We start from the raw sequence: 16,950 nt of genomic DNA, 5'->3' as shown, positions 1-16,950 counted from the left end.
GTTATGAACAATAAAAGTCTGAATATGGCGGAGGGTCCCATCCTGCCTCTTCTGCTGCAAATGAGCTGGCCGTCCATCGCCACCGTGCTGGTCGTAAACGTCTATTACCTCATAGACGCCTTCTGGCTTGCCAGGCTCAGCTCGAATGCCCTTGCGGCCTTAACCATAAGCCTTCCCATACAGGTGATTTTAGGCGGAGTCGGCGTGGGAACGGGATTGGGTGCAGGCTCATACGCCGCCAGGATGTTCGGTGCGGAGGAAAACCGGAAGGCCCGACAGACAGCCGGCCAGGTTTTTTTTCTTTCGGCTGTGCTCGGAGCGCTGTTCATCAGCCTGGGGATGGCCGGGCCGGATCTCATTTTGACATATTTCGGCGCCACAACGGAAATTCTGCCCCTGTCCCGCCGGTATCTCCTGACACTGCTGCCCGGCGTGCCGTTTCTGTTTCTGATCATGATGGCCAGCAATCTCTTCCGGGCGGAAGGCAGGCCTCATCTCGTGATGTATTGCGCTCTTATGACCTCGGCCGTCAGCGGTATCCTGGATCCTATGCTCATCTTCGGCTGGGGTCCCTTCCCCCGGCTGGGAATTGAGGGAGCCGCCATGGCCGCGGTGATTTCCCAGATATCGGGTGCAGCGCTTGCCTTTTATTTCTTGCGGCAGAAAAGCTCCAAATATCAGCTGAAATGGCATTATCTCCGTCCGGATTACCGGATTATTCTGTCCATCTACTCGACGGGATTTCCCTCCATGATCATCAATCTCGTGCTCAGCCTTGGAATGCTTCTTCACAATCATGTCCTTGGCGGATACAGCAACCTTGCCGTGGCCACTCTGGGCATTGTCTCCCGAATGAGTGGCCTGGTCATGATTCCGCTTTACGGCATCGGTCATGGCCTGATGCCGATGGTTGCCTTCAGTGAAGGGGCGAATCTTCCTGTTAGACTGATGGAGGCGGTGGCGATCGCCGTAAAAATTTCCTTTGCGATTGCCATGGTCTGTTTTCTGATCGTGGAGGCCTTTGCTCCGGCCATTGCGACGCTCTTCTCCGATGACATGGAGCTGCGAAGGCTCACGGCAACAGCCCTGCGCATCAATTTTCTGATACTGATCACAGCCGCTCCCAGCCTGATGTGGATCAACATGTTCATCGGTCTCGGACAGGGAAAAGCCGCCATGGTTCTGCTGGTCGGTCGCGAAATCCTTTTTTTAATCCCCTTTCTGTGGCTCCTACCTTCCTGGTTCGGCATCAACGGCGTCTGGATGGCCCAGCCGCTTGCCAACGCCATCGCATTCCTGTTCATCCTCTACTGGGCGAAACGCCAGTATCGAATGTTTGATTCCCTGATCCATGAGAAGACATAGGCGCACTTGCCTCCCCGGAAGTCCGATGCTCGCCGTCCGCCGCGAGGGCCGAAGGCTCGATAATGGCCCGGAATCCATGAAGGAAGACCTCGACGGAATATCCGTTTAAAAAATTCCCCGATTCCACCTGGCGGCTGTTATCGGGTGCAGGTCTCCCTGCATCAGCAATGAAAGGCCCTCTGTCATCCTTCCTTTTCAATGGAAATGAGATCTACGGTGAAAATCAGAACGGCATCCGGTCCGATGAGATGGCCTGCGCCTCTCTCGCCGTAAGCAAGATCGGAAGGGATGACGAGTTCATATGTTCCCCCTGCCTTCATGAGCTGCAGGCCTTCAGTCCATCCCCGGATGACTCCTGCAAGAGAAAACGTGGCTGGCTGATTGCGCTTGTAGGAGCTGTCAAATTCCGTCCCGTCGATGAGCGTGCCCCTGTAATGGACGGTTACCGTATCGCCCGGTTTCGGGTTGTCTCCTGTGCCCTCCTTGACCACCCTGTACTGCAGGCCGCTCGGGGTGACTTTTACGCCCTCCTTGAGCTTGTTCTTTTCGAGAAATTCCGAGCCTTCCTTTCTGTTGACGGCCCTTGCCTTTTCAAAGGATTCCCTTTGCCTTGCCTGGAGGTCCTGCGAAAAGCTCATCATGATCTGATCCATTTCGGCTTGTGTCAAGGACCTTGTGGATCCTGAAAGGGCGTCTGTAATTCCCTTCAAAAGGACATTCGGATTGATGCCGATGGATTTTTCCTTAAAGTCACTTCCTATGCCGTAACCGATGGCATAGCTTACCTTATCCCTTTGAGTTTTTAAGATGATCTTGCCCTCCGAAAAGCCGGGCAGTGCCGTGATCATGAGAACGGCGAGTCCAAACGCTACGGATTCTCTTTTCATTGCTCCTCCTTGTCTGTGCAGGTTAAGGCCGCCCTTTCCGCTGATGTTCAGGTATCAAGGGACAGGATGACTTTTGATACGCCCTCGGGTTCAGGCTTGACCTGAAACCCCAGTTTCCGGCACAGGCCAAGCATCTTTCCGTTTTCGGTCAACACAAGCCCCTCGATCTTGTGGAGATGCTTATCCCGGGCTATTCCGATGAGAATGTCGATCAGTTTTGCCCCCAGGCCCATGCCGTGGTAATGATCGTGAACCAGGATGGCAAACTCGCCGATCCCGGTGTCGGGATGGTGGATGAGACGGCTTCCCCCGATCATGCACTTTTTCCCGTTCCTCCTGATTTCAGCCAGGATGGCTATCTCCCGGTCATAGTCCATGTTGCAGGACCGTACAACAAGATCGTCGGTTATTTCCCGGACGCCGAAATATCGGTTGCGCAACGTCTCCTCCGAGAGGGAATCAAGCATCTCTTGGGACATGAGCTTGTCCTCCGGACGGACAGGCCTCAGGAGAACTTCCGTCCCGTCGAGAAGATTCCACGTCGTTATGTAGTGCAACGGATAAGGGGTAATCACGAGGTGCGAATAGGGCGCGGCTTCCTCGGAGACAGGGGCAAGGGCGACCGTCACATCCCCTGCCAGCACCTCGGATTGTTCAATCCACAGGACAAGCTCCAGGCGCTCGATCTCGGCAAAATCAACAACCAGGTTGGAAAATCCCAGGAGGGTATCCTCAAGCCGGGAAAGAATCTGCCGACCCTCATCGGCAATTTTTAAAACAGGATAGATTCCCGCACCTTCAAGCAGGCGCCGGGCCAGGGTCCGGTTGAGAGGCGGCAGGCCGATGCGTTCATCGTCGGGGCCGCCGGCGCCGGGGCTGATGATCAGGATGGTGCGGAACTCGGGGTCTCTTCTCGATTCGAGCTTCAGCCTCAAGGCCGCCGGTGCCGGCGGATTCTGGAGGATGACTTCCACGCCTCCATCGCGCAACCGCTGTCCCGCCTGCCGGCAGGCGTCGTCAACGTGCCCGGTGGTGGTCAGGAAGATCGCCTGTTCCTCTTTCTCCCCGGTGAGGGGCTGGATCCTGAGGGACAGAGGGATGCCCATGCCCGGGATTTCCCGGCGCAGCTGGTCGATGTCCGACACAATGGCTGTCCTGAGGGTGCGAATTTGATAGTTCCTGATAAGGTCGAAGGCCTGCCGGCGGGAGAGGGTCCGTTTTCCGTCTCGGATGGCCTTCCGGACAACCGTCTTGAGATAATTCAGAAGAGGGGCCCCTGTCTGGGTTCCCTCGGCCGGCGTCTCATAGATGAGTTCAAGATTCCTGTGATAACGGTACATGTAAAGGTAGGTCTTTACCGCTTCTTCCGGCGTGGCATAGGCAGGCACATTGTTGTGCAGAAGGATACGGCGGCCTTCGGCGGCGCGTGCGCCTCCCACCCAGGTGACGATGATCGGCTTCCGGGTCTTCCTGGCGGTTTGGATAATGGCCTGGGCCAGGTCCATGGCCCCGGCAAAAACCCGCGGCGTATAGATCACCATGATGCCGTCCACTCCGTCATCGCTTAGGCAGAGATCCAGGGTGTTCCTATAGCGTCTGGCATCGGCCGCGCCTCCCATGTCGACAGGATCATCCCGGCACCATTGTTCCGGCAGGAGAACATCTTCACGGCCGGTGTCTCCGCTGGAGATGCAGGCCAGCTCTCCTCCCAGCCCGGCCAGGGTATCCGTGGCCATGATTCCGACATCCCCGGCGTTGGTGATGACGGCGAGCCGGGAGCCTCTTGGCAGGCATGGCGAATCGAGGACCTTTGCCATATTGAAGAGATCCATCACTTCAGCCACCCTAACGATGCCGATTCTCCGGAACACGGCGTCATAGACGGAATCGTTTCCCGCCGATCTTCCCGCCCGCATCTCGACGAAGGATGCCCCGGCCTTTGAGCGGCCCGGTTTGAGCACGACGATGGGTTTGCTCAGCGCAAAGCCGCGGGCGGCGCTTATGAATCGTTTCGCGTCCCCCACGGTTTCCATGTAGATCATGAGACTTCTTGTCGTGTAGTGGTAAGTCAGAAAATCGATGAGATCCCCGGACCCGACGTCTATCCGGGAGCCGAGAGAGGCGAACATGCTGAAGCCTATTCCCATTGTATCCCCCCAGTCGAGGATCGCATCGCCGAGAACGGGTGCGATGAGTGCGATGTTTCCGGGTTTGGGGTTCGTCTTGAGAAAAGTGGCATTGAGGCCGTTGTGGGGAAGGATCACCCCAAGGGAATTGGGTCCGATCGTTCTCATGCCGGACTCCCTGCGTGCGGTGAGAATGTTCTCCACCAGTTTCTTCTGCTCCTCTCCATTGAAATTTGAGGAAAGGATGATGGCGACTGAAACCCCTGCCTTTCCACACGCTTCGATAATGCCCGGGACCGTGGCTGCCGGGGTTACGATAACGGCCAGGGTGACACGGGAGGGCACATCGCTGATCGACGGGAAGCACCGTGCTCCGAGAACGGTCTGTCTGCTGGGATTCACAAAATAAAGCGGGCGATTCGCTGTCCGGGAAAGGTTCGCCAGGACCACTCTGCCTATCGAGTTCTCCCGCTCTGTCGCTCCAATGAGCGCCACCGATTCGGGATTCAATATCTCTCTTAAACTGGCCATGAACACGGTCTTCTTCGTTATTGATGAAATTGCGCTTTCAGCCCCGTCCCGCTTTCGGCAATCCAGCGTCGATGAACCTGCCGTATCGCCTGCTGAAAAGGGTCAGGACCCTTTGCGGAACATTTCGTATCATGATTTTTATTGCAAATCCACAGGGGGTTTAAAAGTGGCCGGGTGGTTTTTTCCCCAAGCCTAAGAGGCTTCTGTTTGAGGCAGGTTTCAGATATTTCAGGAATAAAAGTTGAGAACGGAGCTCGGAGCGGGCAAGGCCGGGTCCCTGAAATCCGGTTGTCGGATGGGGGCCTTAAAAAAAAGGTTTTTCCCCCGGCGCCTTTCTCGCTGCCAGGCGTGCGGCGAGCACCGGGGCGAAATCACCGCTCCTTTAAGGAGACGGAAATCCGGTCAAAAAGGGGCTTTACGAGGTAGTTCATCAGGGTCCTTTCCCCTGTCTTTATGACGACCTGCACGGGCATTCCGGGCTGAAGATCCCGGGTCCCCAGCTTTTGCATCCCCTGCTTCGTAAGCCGGATCCGGCACAGGTAATAGGGGATCCTCGTGGCCTCATCGGTAAACCGGTCTGCGGAAACCAGGATGACCTCTCCGTCGATGACGGGGGTCTTTTTAGCGTCAAAGGAAGTGAACATCAGGTCGACTTTGAGCGTTTCCCGCACCCGGTCTCTGTCCGTGGGCATCACCTTTGCCTCCACGATGAGCTCCTCGTTTGCCGGAACGATGCTCATGACCGGATTCCCCGGCATGATCACCCCACCCGCCGTGTGCACGGAAAGGCCCACGACCGTTCCCTCTTCCGGCGCCCTGATCTCCGTTTTCTCAAGAACGTCCTGTGTCGCTGCGTACTGGTCCCTCAGGGCCGCCAGCTTTTTCTGAACCTCGCTGAGCTGGGTCTCCACATCCTGGGTGAATTCCTGTTCGCGGCGCACGATGGTGAGCTTGTACTCGCTCATGGCCTTTTTCGCCCTGGCGATATTTCCGAGATCTTCGCTCCGTTTTCCGCTGAGCTCGGCCAGCAGTCTTTCCGTTTCCAGAATTTTGCTCCGGGGGTAGTAGCCCTGATCCGCCAGGTCCCTCAACGAGTTCATCTCCGTGCTCAGGAGTTCCATCTGTCTGGTCCGGGACATCTGAAGTTCTTCAAGCCTGCGAATGTATTCCTTCATGCCCTCGATGTTTTCCTTGAGGATGTTGAGTTCGGTGTGCAGGGTGCCCCGCCTGGCATTGAAGAGCTGCTGCTGCGTTCTGACCAGATCCGCGATTTCAGGCAGATGGCTCATGGCGGTGATTTCCTCGGGATACGCGATGGCTCCCGCTCTGCTCCTTTCCGCCAGCAGTCTGGCTTCCAGGGCGAGCGCCTGGTAGTATTCGCCTCGAATCTCGGCCAGATTCGCTTTTGGCTGCGCATTGTTGAGCCGGATGAGCACCTGTTCCTTCCTGACCCGGTCTCCTTCCCTGACAAGGATTTCTGAAATCGTTCCCCCATATTGATGCTGGATTGTTTTTTTATTGGAAACGACGGCAACTTCGCCGTGAGCCACCACGCCCTCATCCAGGGGGGCAAGGGAAGCCCATGCCAGAAACGTCCCCAATCCGAAGATCAAACCCGCAAGGGCGATCAGGATGATCGGCCTTGTGTTTGTTTTCAGGGGTGTCTTTTCCCCGGCGTTCAAAGCCTGTTTTTCGCTGCCGTTCATAATGCCCCTTGAAAGTCCCTTCATCCTTTTCCCTGTCCTGCCTGCAGGACCTGCGGCGGCTGCCGGGTCGGCACCTTTTTCAGGCGGGCGAGGACTTCGTCTCTCGGGCCATAGGCCTGGCTGACCCCGTTGACCAGCAGCAGAACCTTGTCGACGACGCGAAGGATGGAGGTGCGGTGCGTGATGACGAATACCGTTTTTTTTGCCGCTTTTAATTGGACCATGGTCTTGAGAAGGGCCAGCTCTCCCGCCTCGTCGAGGTTGGAATTCGGCTCATCCAGGACAAACAGCACCGGGTCGTCGTAGATTGCCCGGGCCAGGGCGATCCGCTGCTTCTGCCCCCCCGAGAGAAACAGCCCGCCCTCTCCGACAGGGGTGTCATAGCCGTCCGGAAACTGCAGCACCATCTCGTGTATACCCGTCGCTTTTGCCGCCTTGACCACCTTCTCGGAGTCGATCTCTCCAAAACGGGCGATGTTCTGGGCCACCGTGCCGTCAAGGAGTTCAATATCCTGGGGAAGATATCCGATGTACGGCCCCAGCTCCTTCTTGTTCCACTTTGAGATGGCCGCGCCATCCAGTCTCACCTCTCCGGAAAAAGGGGGCCAGATGCCCACGATCATTCTCGCCAGGGTTGTTTTTCCTGAAGCGCTGGGCCCGATCACCGCCACAGCATCACCAGGATTGGCTGCAAAGCTGACGCCTTTTAAAATCTGTCTGCTGGTTCCCGGGGGGCCGGCAACGAGGTTTCTGACCGTCAACACCCCGGTGGGGGCCGGCAGAGACATTTCTTCCTCATGTTCGGACAGGACGGCCAGGATTTCTCCCAGTCTCAGGTAAGATGTCCTGGTGGCAAGAAACTGCTTCCACGTGCCGATGGCCATTTCAACGGGCTGCAGGGCCCTTCCAAGGAGGATGGACGCGGCAATCATCATTCCGGGGGTAATGGTGTCCTTTACCGCCAGGTAGGCGCCTAAGCCAAGAATGCTGGACTGAAAGGTCAGTCGGGAGGCCTTTGTGATTGCGGAAACGATGCTGGCCCTGTCGCTGGCTGCCGCCTGGAGTTTCAGAAAACTTTCATGCTTCCGGTGCCAGTACCCCCTGACGCGACTCAGCATCCCCATGGCCTCGATTGCTTCCGCATTTCTCAGGTTCGCCCCCGCATAGGAGTTGGCGCTGTTGTAAAGCCGGTTCGCCTCGGCAAGGGGCTTTCTGCTGACAAGCTCGGTAAGCGCCGCCATGGTGAGAAGAAACAGGGCGCTGAAGACGGAAAAAATCCCGAGCCATGGATGCATGAAAAAGATGACGAGGATAAAAATAGGGGTCCAGGGGAAGTCAAAAAAGGCGAAAAGGCCATTGCCGGTGAGGAACTGGCGGACGCCTGTCAGGTCATGAAAATACTGGGTGGCGTTGGCGGACCCGAAGCGCAGGGACTTTTCGAAGGCCGCCTGGAAGACCTTGCCGCTTAAGCGCTGATCCATGCTGTTTCCCAGCCGAATGAGGACCTGGGAGCGAATCCACTCCAGAAAGCCAATGCCGATATACATCAGGACCATGATGATGGTGAGCATGACCAGGGTATCCTGGTTGCGGCTTGTCAGGACGCGGTCATAGATCTGCAGCATGTAGATTGCCGGCACCAGGAGCAGTAGGTTGACAACAAAGCTGAAGAGGCCGACCGCCGCGAACGTATTTTTAAAGGACCATAAAATAGTGCGCAGTTCGTTTTTTTTGCCCTCTGCCGTCGGCAATGGTCGCCGGAAAATGTTGGGCATAGGTCACCTCGTTCGCTTATTGCGCAGCCGCCGTTTGCAGCCATCCGTTGATTTCATGAACATCCCTCTCTGAAATGGTCCCCGAGTAAGCTTTCAATCTCACACTGTTCAGCAGGCAGTCGTATCGCGCCTGCAGCAGTCGAATCAGGACATCCTGGAGGTCCTGCTCGGCGTTCAGGACATCGATCGTTGTCCGCATGCCGGCCAGCAGGGACATTTTGTTGGATTTCAGGGAGGTCAAGGCCGATTTGCGCGCCGTCTGCAGCGCATCGATCCGCGACACGCTGTCCCGAACGGCGAGAAAGGCTTCGCTGAGCTTCTGGGTAATATCGGCCAGGGCATTTTCGTACTCCATCCTGGCCTTCTCCAGGATCGCCCTGGATTCCTTGACCTTGGCCACTGTATACCCCCCGCTGAAGACAGGAAGATTGAGCTGAATGCCTACGCTGCCGTACGATATGCGGTTTGTCTGCAGATTGTTGTTCGTGTTGGTCTTATTGTAGCCTCCCACAAAGTCGAGACTTGGCCAATGTTGACCTTCGTTCTTCCTGAGTTCCGCCTCCTGGTAGGAAATCCGGTATGCATAGGATTTCAGCAGGGGATGGTTTTCCCTTGCTTTTTCGATCCAGGTTTCAAGGCGCTCGGGATCGGGAAGTCCCAGGGGGGCATCGTCCCTGAGCGGATTCAATCCGGTCACGTCATCCCCCACGAGTCTTTGGAGAGCCAGCCGTTTAACGTCACAATTGCTTCTGGCCTCGATTTCCTTTGCAAGAACCGAGTCGTAGCGGGCATCAGCATCATGGACATCGGTGATCGTGGACACACCGGCCTGGAACATCCGCTTGGCCTGTTCGCGCTGTTCCAGAACGGCCCTCTTTTCGGCATTAATGAGGTCCAGCAGATTTTCCGCAGCCAGGGCGTTGAAATAGGCTTCAGCAAGCCGGAGGATCAAGTCCTGCTCCGCCGAGACAAATCTCGCGTCACCCATATTCTTGCGGACCTTGTGCTGCCGGTATTCATAAAACCGGGAAACATTGAAAATCGGCTGTTTGAGGGACACGCCCAGGGATTCGCTGTCAAAATCCCGATAGTAAGAGGGGGCGCTGTCGTAATAGTATCTGGATTCGGAGCCGTATGCCTGAATCTGGGGAAGAAGGAATGAGCGGCCCTGCGCCGGCAACGTCCTGGACGCTTCATGCTCGTGGACGTAGGACCCGAAGAGCGGATCATGCTGCCTGGCGCGGATGTAGGCTTCCATCAAATCCATGGCGGCAAGAGGTGTGGCCAAGGCGCTCTGAAGGGCAAGGAGAAGCAGAAAAAGGGAAACAGAAAGGCGGCGGCACCTCTTTTTCCCATTTCCATTCTCGTCGACTGGCATCGTTCCGGTATCCTCTGTCAATAATCCCTCCCGGCTCAACCCTGCAGCCTTGCTCTTTTTGTTGAATTCCTGCGGATGTTGTTTTTCGGGCCGGAGATATGGGTCATTCCCTTTGCAAAATCCAGGTCATGATCCTTGAAGCGGGAGTTTTTACCCGTCCTCGAAGGGCTCGGGCATACCGGGGCCGCATTCCGAACAGGCTGTGGAGTCCCTTTCAACAGGCCGCCCTTTACTGCTCTGAAGGGTTGGGCTTGTGAATGGGTCCGACACACCTGTTGTAATGCCTTTTGCGGTCAGCCCTGAAAGGGGCGATGTCTCCCGTTTCGGAAAATCCCGGGGTCGACAGGGATGCGAGCCTATGGACGGTTGCGGCAACCTGCAGGGTCGGCGCGAAAAAACGGACTTCCTGTCTTGCCCGGGGGGGGCAGCGGCTGCGCTTTTTCCCGGCAACGGCCAGGGGAGCCGCCGGATCCGTGACGGCGTTTATTCTCACCGCGTAGGATGTTTTCCTGGCGATATCGTCATCCGTAATGATATGCGCGTCCAGGAGTCCTTCAGAGGCATAGCCCGTTTTCAGATAATTGATCTCCGCCAGCGCGATGCTCCAGCCTTCAAGCCGGGAGTTCAGGCGACTGAGCTGTTCTTCATCGCCCTGAAAATGAATCATGAGGTCGATAGCGCTTCCGGGTCCTGCCGTTCCATTGTTGACGCTCCCGATAAGATAGGCGCCTTGACGCCGAACCTCTCGGAGTCGAGGCGTTCCAGAAGATTTCTTGCTTTTGACCTTGCTGTTTTGCCTTTTTTCTTTTTCGCTGTTTCGTCTGGTGCTGGACATTCCAACTCGGCTTCTCGCAGCAGGTCACGGTAGCGCTTTCTGAACTGTTCCGACTCTGTTTCCTCAAGGCGTCCCCCTGCTTCATGGGTGGCCTTGTTCATTGCCTTCAGGAGGACAATCATCTGCGCCGCCCATTGCTGATTACCCTGTTCTACCGCTCTTTCAAGCTCGCGGAGGTGACGAGCGTTGCAGAGCGCATGCAAACCGCCATAGTGGAAGTAGGGTTTCCAATGGTCGTGGCAGAGGGTCCTTTGAAACTTCGGCAATATCCCCATCTCGTCCATCGCTTCGCACCCTCGTTTGGCATGGGGATAAAAGCAGGTAAAGCTGTCGTTCGAGACACTATGCAACCAACGCCTGACGCCATCAATATCAATATGGATGCCGGTTTCATCGCTGTGAACCAATGCCGATTCCGCAAGCCGGCTTTTGCCCCACGATTCAAAGAACTCAAGCCGTTCAGAGGCATCCTTGTTGAAATTGTGGATCGACCCGGCACTGACCGGTATTCCCATCTGGTCCTGAAAGTGATCCTCTATGCGGTTGTACGGGATCAACTGGTACTGGGACATATAGACCGCATGGGCTTTGACGCCGATACCGTATTGCACCGGCCTGGCAACATCCTCTGGAAACGGTGCAACAAAACGCTTGCCGTTCTCATCTTCCAGAATTTCGGCCCGCCATTCGGTGGCAAAGAGGCTGATGTCGAGATCGACAATCCGGCGGCGTTCGTATCCAGTTGATTGATAGTTTCCTGGTGGCAAGGTTTCTCTGTCAACCCGGATTTCCTTGACCAGATCAGGCTCGGGAAAGGGCTTCAGCGTGGTGCCGATATGTCCATTCTGTCCACCCGGTTTGCGTGCTCCCGGTTCTTTCGGCGCCTTTTTCCGATTGGGATCGGATGACGGCGGCTTGCTGCTGTTCTTGCTGGTGAGTCCCAAGCGGTTGGTTAAAATGGTCACGAGAAGCAGCAGGACCTCAAGACTCGCCTTGAGTGCCGGAGACAGATTTTTTCTTGTGCAATGAGATCGTTGACCCGTTGCACCGCATTTTCTACATTGATGTTCTCAACGGTCATGCAGCCATCCGTGTTTTTGTGATAGGCCACAATAACACAGATTTTCCAGAGCCGATTTGACCTTCCAGGATGCCCTGTAGGCCACGGAATAATTTTTATCACGGACCGGTGTTAGAGAATGCTTTGCAGGCAAATCAAGAGGCGCATGACATCATTATGGCGACATTGTAAAGGGGGCAGAAGATCGCACCGATTTTTTGAAAATCTTTCCAAAAACCGTGTCAAGAACTTTTTTCAAAGATCACAAAAAAATTGTGCTGAACAGTTACCTTTTATTTTGAAAGGCCCCAAAAAAGATACGAACGCTTCATGTATTGTCCGCAGAAAGGGCGAACCATCTTGTGGCTGAGAAGGTATTCGCCGCCAGCACGCTGCGAAATAACAAAAACGGACCTATTTTGAGGGTTTGTCTATCGAATGAAACCGCGCCCTGCCACATCAGGGCAATAAAAAGTTGCCTTGCTCAAAACGAGGAATAGGCACTTTGCCTTCAACGGTAGAATCTATTGCCGAAATCGTCCTTTATGTCAAGCTTTAACCAGTAGACTGATGAGGTGCTGTCGATTCCAACCCGGCTGGAAACCCGCTCAGGACATCATAAAGAAAGTGTCCTTGTCGTAATTTTCTTGATTTCAGGCGGCATCTTATCCTGCTGAGGAAGACGAGAGGCCCCGGGAGCGCCTGTAAAAGGAAAGAACAGCTCAAGCCCCCTGATTTCCCAACAGAATGGCCGGCATGGCATGTCCCTGCCGGCCATTCTGTCATCCCTTATCGTGATCCCCGGGATGCATCCGGGGTGATGCTGGCGCACTTCGAACCGTATCCTTCAATAAAGACGCCATTTTCTGTTGACATGGAGAACAACTATTTTATACTTTAACAAAGTTCCAGCAAAGCCAGGGTGCCGCCGATCTTTTAATCCCGCACCTCCTTTCGGCTTGATGGATCCGTCGCAGAAGCAGTCCTCGTTTGGATGTGTCCAGATCATGAGAACCTCACGGTATGCAGGATATAGAGGCGGATTCTGAAGTCTTCCATAGCCCGGAATCCAGAGACCTGCCTTTTTAACGTTTCGTCCCGTTCTTTGTGCCCCCTCTGCGGTGCTCTCCGCAAGCGTTCAAGGCCCGGATTTCATGAGAGCCGTCTTACCTCAACACTGGAAGCGATGCCGGCATTGAAAAGGGCGTTCCGGGCGGCAGAGAAAAAAGGGATTTCCATGTCCCTGTGCTTCTGCGCAATACCAGGGTGCTCGTTAACCGGATGAATCGATTTCATGACTGCCAATGAACAGAATTCTCAATCGTTGCAGAAAAAACAAAAAAAGGAGGTAACAGATATGGCGGATGCGAACGTTAAAAGAGGAATGGGATGGCGGCCGGATTATCCCGATTTCCGGGATTACACGGAGGAGCACGACGAGGTGACGCCAAAGCAGAAAGCCCAGGGGCAGAAGGATTCCCTCAAGGCCATGTTCACGAAAATGGGGTTGAGCAGATCTTCCAAGGCTAAACTGCCGGCAAAGAAAGATCTTCGCGAGTGGTGCTCTCCCGTAGAGGACCAGGAGGACCTCGGTTCCTGCACCGCCAATGCAGGGGTTGCCATCGTCGAGTATTTTGAAAAAAGGGCCTTCGGCAAGCACATCGATGCTTCGCGGCTCTTCCTGTACAAGGTCACCCGCAACCTCATGAAGGAAACGGGCGACACGGGTGCCTACCTGCGCTCAACCATGGGGGCCCTGGCGCTTTTCGGCGTCCCGCCTGAAGAGTACTGGCCATACAGGACCAAGGATTTCGATGTCGAGCCGCCGGCCTTCTGCTACGGATTCGCCGCGAATTATCAGGCGATTCGATACTATCGCCTCGATCCTCTCGGAACAACGGAAGAGGTTCTGCTCCACCGGATTAAAACCAAACTGGCCGCCGGCCTTCCGTCCATGTTCGGTTTTACGGTCTACACGTCCATTTCCCAGGCGGACGACAATGGCGGCCGGATTCCCTACCCGACCCGCGGGGAGAATCTGGAGGGCGGTCACGCCGTCGTTGCCGTTGGCTATGATGACAGCATGAAAATCAAAAATGCCAATAAAAATGGAATTGAAACAACCGGCGCACTCCTGATCCGAAATTCCTGGGGGAAGGGATGGGGCGACGAGGGCTATGGATGGCTGCCCTATGAGTATGTTACCAGGGGTCTGGCTGATGACTGGTGGTCTCTGATCAAAAATGAGTGGGTGGAGACCGGGGCATTCAAGCCGTAGAAAGACGGTGGATGGGGAGGACTTTGTGAAAAGAGAGTTGCCCGAAAAGCGGTCTTTTTTCTCTTTGCTCCGCCTGTGCTTCTTCGAAGCCGGGCTGGTCCGCGCGGCGGTAAACCGCTTCCGGGATGCTGGTCGTTAAACTGGCCAGGCGGGATCTTTCCATCGACAAATAAAAGAGCGGGATGGAGGCGGAAATGACGGAAAAAAGCCGACCCGAGTTTATTCTTGAAGCGATCAAGGCTCTCGTATGGCCAGTTTTGATCATCGCCGGGGTTCTCTGGCTGGGGAATGATTTTAAAGAAATGCTCCAAAGCCGGACCTTCAAGATTGGAGGGGTCCTTGAAGTGGGTGACCAAGTAAGCGATAAAGTCAACGTCCTGCAGGATTCGCTGCAGCAGGAACTCCTCAACCAGAAGGCATCCCTTGAGGAAATACTCGCTTCTTCATCTGATCCCGCCAGGGTTTCCGACATCGCCAGGGGTGCATTGAGCCGGATTGATAAGACGCAGACAGCCGTTAAAAAAGACATCCAACAGATTCAGCGGACCATCCCTCAGACGGGCCGCATCGAACCGGGGAAACCTTTGGAACTCCCGAACCGGCCCGATGTGAGCGCAAAAAGCCCGGGAATGGCCAAAGAGTGGGAAATCCTGGGGTTTCAGCGCCTGATATCCCGGGATGTTGAGTCCGCCATTCAGGCATTTTCATCGGCTGAGAACATCTGGTCTGATTATCATAATGTGTCGGAAATCCGTCAGCTTCTTCTTAACAACCGGGAGGCCCTGATGAACAGGGAGAGCCCGAAGTGGAAGGAGGTGTACCGGAAAATCCTGACCGATTACTCCTGGGGCATGCCACAGGATGTTCGAAGGACGATGGAAACGATCGTTGGCCGATGATTGAGAAATGATGTGATCCATGACGTCAGGGGAATATTTCGTTTCTTTTGTCTTGACTTTCAACTTTTTAACAATCAAAATGCCGTTGCGCATAAGCGCTAAATTCAAAAGGATGGAGGTTACTATGGGAAAGTTGGTTCGTAGTCTGGTCTTGGTCGGAATTTTCATCTTTGCAGCAGCGTTCATTGCCAATGCGGCGACACTCGATGAGGCGAAAGTATTGGCCCAGAGTGCCGCAGCCTTTGCGAAGGACAACGGAAAAGAAAAGGCGGCGGCGGAGTTTGGCAACCCAAACGGCCAATTTACAAAAGGCGAGCTTTACATTACGTTTGTCGATTTTAACGGCGTCGTCCTGATGCATGGCGCAAATCCCGGGCTGGCGGGCAAGAGTCTTCTGGAATCGAAGGACTCCGTCACCGGTAAGCTCTTTGTGAAAGAGCAGATTGAAATCGCAAAAACCCAGGGAGGCGGCTGGGCGGAATACAACTGGATGAATCCTGCCACCAAAAAGGTGCAGGTAAAGAAGTCATGGGTCCAGAAAGTGGACGGCATGGATGCCTATGTCGTCTGTGGAATTTTCCAATAAAAGGTCTTTTATGACCGGGTTATTCATCTGCGGTTGTTTCGCATAGACCCCTTGGGGGAACCCCCGGGACGTTAACAGGAAACGGGGGCTTGCCCGGATCAGGATAAGCCCCCGTTTTTTTATGTCCATCCCGGAAGAGGCGTTGTTGCGGCGCAGGGCGAGGCGCCTCTTCCGCATCGAAGCTGAACGTCCTTTCAGGGGAGCAGGCTCAATAGTTCTCGACGAACAGTTCCTGATAGGCCTGCTCATGGTCACAGGCCGGGCATTTTTCGGGGGCCTCAACGCCTTCGCTGATATAGCCGCAATTTCTGCACCGCCACTTCACGGGCGCATCTTTTTTGAAGACCTTTCCTTCCCGAACATTGGCCAGGAGCTTCCGGTAGCGGATTTCGTGGCCGGTTTCCGCCTCCGCGATTTCCCTCCATACTCCTGCAATTTCCGGAAATCCCTCTTCATCAGCGATCCGGGCGAATTCGGGATAGAGGTCCGACCACTCTTCATGTTCTCCATCCGCAGCCGCAGCCAGGTTCTCCGCCGTGGAACCGATGACTCCGGCGGGGAAGGAAGCGGTGATTTCCACCATTCCTCCTTCCAGAAACTTGAAGAACCGTTTCGCATGCTCCTTCTCATTGTCGGCCGTGTCGGAAAAGATGAAGGAAATCTGTTCGTAACCTTCCTTTTTGGCTTGAGAGGCGAAATAGTTGTAGCGGTTTCTCGCCTGCGATTCTCCTGCAAAAGATTTGAGCAGATTCTGTTCGGTTTTTGTGCCTTTCAACGATGCCATAAATGTTTCCTCCTTGCTTGAGATTGAATGGATATGAAACCCCGGGCGCTGCACCCGGAGCAGGCTCCTGATTGTTTCGTTTCTTCCGGACGTGCCGTCCCTTGGAGAAAGGGATTTTCTGCGGGCTCCCCTCTAGGTTTTTCTCCCTTTGCGCGATGCCGCCTTCTGCTCGGATCCGCTTTCCCTGCAGTTCCGGCAGACGCCGTAGAAATCGACATGATTGCCTGCGATATCAAAGCCGTCCCGTTCGGCCTCCGGGACGCTCAGATCAAACTCCACATAGATGTCAACAATCTTTCGACATTCCGTGCAAATCAGGTGGTGATGACGGATCGTTTCCGGATCGTATCGCCTTTTGCCTCCGTCGATGGCCAGTTCGAGAACATGATCCCTGTCTCTGAGGGCCTTCAGCGTGTTGTAGACCGTGGCGAAAGACATGGTGGGAAATTTCTCCGATACGGCGGCATAGATATCCGCGGCGGAGGGATGCTCCCTGTTTCCACTCAGGTATTCCAGAATGGCCAATCGCTGCGGGGTCAGCTTCAGACCTGTGAGTTTGGCATCTTTCATTTTTAAGTTATAACCATTATTACTTTAGAATATTTATCATGTATATCGAAAACCGGGCCGGCCGTCAAGAGAGTTTTTTGCCAGACCGTGATCAGATTTTTGTCATCCATCCATTATGCTGATAAGAATCAATCAGTTACAGGAAAATAATTTGATTTATCATGAAGAAT

13 protein-coding genes are annotated in these 16,950 nt (G+C 54.7%); 4 read left to right on the top strand and 9 right to left on the bottom strand.

The genetic code is table 11. From position 1 onward, the window contains the following. Positions 1-3 precede the first annotated feature (3 nt). The gene (locus AB3175_RS03970) at positions 4-1,365 is read left to right on the top strand and encodes an MATE family efflux transporter (protein WP_367359649.1); all 1,362 of its coding nucleotides are present in this window, start codon (positions 4-6) and stop codon (positions 1,363-1,365) included. Between the two features lie 182 nt (positions 1,366-1,547). On the opposite strand, the gene AB3175_RS03965 is transcribed toward AB3175_RS03970, so the two are convergent. The 7 genes from AB3175_RS03965 to AB3175_RS03935 form a co-directional block, all read right to left on the bottom strand. After that, entirely contained in the window at positions 1,548-2,252 is a 705-nt protein-coding gene (locus tag AB3175_RS03965; RefSeq protein ID WP_367359648.1) for an FKBP-type peptidyl-prolyl cis-trans isomerase, read from the bottom strand. A gap of 47 nt (positions 2,253-2,299) precedes the next feature. Beyond that, positions 2,300-4,909 carry a bifunctional acetate--CoA ligase family protein/GNAT family N-acetyltransferase gene (locus AB3175_RS03960; RefSeq protein WP_367359647.1) on the bottom strand — a complete coding sequence of 870 codons (2,610 nt, stop codon included), beginning with the start codon at positions 4,907-4,909 and terminating at the stop codon, positions 2,300-2,302. Between the two features lie 371 nt (positions 4,910-5,280). After that, positions 5,281-6,639: an HlyD family type I secretion periplasmic adaptor subunit gene (locus tag AB3175_RS03955; protein WP_367359646.1), complete on the bottom strand. Its 1,359-nt coding sequence runs from the start codon at positions 6,637-6,639 to the stop codon at positions 5,281-5,283. Further along, on the bottom strand, positions 6,636-8,390 hold the full coding sequence (locus AB3175_RS03950) for a type I secretion system permease/ATPase (RefSeq protein ID WP_367359645.1): 1,755 nt from the start codon (positions 8,388-8,390) through the stop codon (positions 6,636-6,638). Before AB3175_RS03950 ends, AB3175_RS03955 begins: the two co-directional genes overlap by 4 nt. Before the next feature lie 16 nt (positions 8,391-8,406). Beyond that, positions 8,407-9,768, bottom strand: a complete 1,362-nt coding sequence (locus AB3175_RS03945) for a TolC family outer membrane protein (protein ID WP_367359644.1) — start codon at positions 9,766-9,768, stop codon at positions 8,407-8,409. A gap of 229 nt (positions 9,769-9,997) precedes the next feature. Then, positions 9,998-10,486 (bottom strand): hypothetical protein, encoded by a 489-nt coding sequence (locus AB3175_RS03940; protein ID WP_367359723.1) that lies wholly within the window; start codon positions 10,484-10,486, stop codon positions 9,998-10,000. Then, positions 10,432-11,568 (bottom strand): transposase, encoded by a 1,137-nt coding sequence (locus AB3175_RS03935; RefSeq protein WP_367359643.1) that lies wholly within the window; start codon positions 11,566-11,568, stop codon positions 10,432-10,434. Before AB3175_RS03935 ends, AB3175_RS03940 begins: the two co-directional genes overlap by 55 nt. Before the next feature lie 1,452 nt (positions 11,569-13,020). Here AB3175_RS03935 and AB3175_RS03930 point away from each other — a divergent pair. The 3 genes from AB3175_RS03930 to AB3175_RS03920 all read left to right on the top strand — a co-directional run bounded on the left by AB3175_RS03930 (position 13,021) and on the right by AB3175_RS03920 (position 15,426). After that, positions 13,021-13,941, top strand: coding sequence for a C1 family peptidase (locus AB3175_RS03930; RefSeq protein WP_367359642.1), 921 nt, complete (start codon positions 13,021-13,023; stop codon positions 13,939-13,941). Between the two features lie 194 nt (positions 13,942-14,135). After that, positions 14,136-14,840: a hypothetical protein gene (locus AB3175_RS03925; protein ID WP_367359641.1), complete on the top strand. Its 705-nt coding sequence runs from the start codon at positions 14,136-14,138 to the stop codon at positions 14,838-14,840. A gap of 19 nt (positions 14,841-14,859) precedes the next feature. Further along, the gene (locus tag AB3175_RS03920; protein ID WP_367359640.1) at positions 14,860-15,426 is read left to right on the top strand and encodes a cache domain-containing protein; all 567 of its coding nucleotides are present in this window, start codon (positions 14,860-14,862) and stop codon (positions 15,424-15,426) included. Positions 15,427-15,634: 208 nt separating this feature from the next. On the opposite strand, the gene rbr is transcribed toward AB3175_RS03920, so the two are convergent. Together rbr and AB3175_RS03910 are read right to left on the bottom strand one after the other, a co-directional pair. After that, on the bottom strand, positions 15,635-16,210 hold the full coding sequence (rbr, locus tag AB3175_RS03915) for a rubrerythrin (RefSeq protein ID WP_367359639.1): 576 nt from the start codon (positions 16,208-16,210) through the stop codon (positions 15,635-15,637). Positions 16,211-16,342: 132 nt separating this feature from the next. Further along, positions 16,343-16,780, bottom strand: coding sequence for a Fur family transcriptional regulator (locus tag AB3175_RS03910; protein WP_367359638.1), 438 nt, complete (start codon positions 16,778-16,780; stop codon positions 16,343-16,345). Positions 16,781-16,950: the final 170 nt, after the last annotated feature.

It is taken from the genome of Syntrophus sp. (in: bacteria) (assembly GCF_040768185.1).
GTDB lineage: Bacteria > Desulfobacterota > Syntrophia > Syntrophales > Syntrophaceae > Syntrophus > Syntrophus buswellii.
Note: the sequence above shows the minus strand (reverse complement) of the source record. Positions and strands in the feature narration are given on the sequence as shown.

Bases quoted from the DNA above. Each gene is read 5' to 3' on its own strand.
- AB3175_RS03965 (WP_367359648.1), bottom strand. From the start codon at position 2,252: ATGAAAAGAGAATCCGTAGCGTTTGGACTCGCCGTTCTCATGATCACG.
- AB3175_RS03925 (WP_367359641.1), top strand. From the start codon at position 14,136: ATGACGGAAAAAAGCCGACCCGAGTTTATTCTTGAAGCGATCAAGGCT.
- AB3175_RS03950 (WP_367359645.1), bottom strand. From the start codon at position 8,390: ATGCCCAACATTTTCCGGCGACCATTGCCGACGGCAGAGGGCAAAAAA.
- AB3175_RS03930 (WP_367359642.1), top strand. From the start codon at position 13,021: ATGGCGGATGCGAACGTTAAAAGAGGAATGGGATGGCGGCCGGATTAT.
- AB3175_RS03960 (WP_367359647.1), bottom strand. From the start codon at position 4,909: ATGGCCAGTTTAAGAGAGATATTGAATCCCGAATCGGTGGCGCTCATT.
- AB3175_RS03955 (WP_367359646.1), bottom strand. From the start codon at position 6,639: ATGAAGGGACTTTCAAGGGGCATTATGAACGGCAGCGAAAAACAGGCT.
- AB3175_RS03920 (WP_367359640.1), top strand. From the start codon at position 14,860: ATGACGTCAGGGGAATATTTCGTTTCTTTTGTCTTGACTTTCAACTTT.
- AB3175_RS03910 (WP_367359638.1), bottom strand. From the start codon at position 16,780: ATGAAAGATGCCAAACTCACAGGTCTGAAGCTGACCCCGCAGCGATTG.
- AB3175_RS03945 (WP_367359644.1), bottom strand. From the start codon at position 9,768: ATGCCAGTCGACGAGAATGGAAATGGGAAAAAGAGGTGCCGCCGCCTT.
- AB3175_RS03970 (WP_367359649.1), top strand. From the start codon at position 4: ATGAACAATAAAAGTCTGAATATGGCGGAGGGTCCCATCCTGCCTCTT.
- rbr (WP_367359639.1), bottom strand. From the start codon at position 16,210: ATGGCATCGTTGAAAGGCACAAAAACCGAACAGAATCTGCTCAAATCT.